The 278-nt window shown below is 64.4% G+C and carries 1 protein-coding gene; it reads right to left on the reverse strand.

The window, feature by feature from the left end; translation table 11 throughout:
- The coding region (locus EN857_RS36085; protein ID WP_245521702.1) for a transposase at window positions 1-278 on the reverse strand (278 nt) is incomplete at both ends.

Raw genomic sequence — 278 nt, forward strand, 5'->3', positions numbered from 1 at the left:
GCGTGATCATCCGTCCTCCACAGCATGGGCAGCGGTGCGTTGCCGCAAGAGGAGCGGCAGCGGCGCTTTCGGCATCCGGTTCGCGATCATCCTGTTGTGGTTTGGTCAGCAGCCTGCGGCACTGGTCGAGCCTGGCGGCGCGATGGCCGTTGGCGAGGAAGCCGTAGTGGCGGATGCGATGGAAGCCGTCCGGCAGCGTGTGCAGCAGGAAGCGGCGGATGAACTCGTGCGCGTCGAGCGTCATCACCTTTGTCCTTCCGCCATGACGATAATCCTTC

Source organism: Mesorhizobium sp. M4B.F.Ca.ET.214.01.1.1 (genome assembly GCF_004791545.1).
In the GTDB taxonomy this organism is placed as follows: domain Bacteria; phylum Pseudomonadota; class Alphaproteobacteria; order Rhizobiales; family Rhizobiaceae; genus Mesorhizobium; species Mesorhizobium abyssinicae.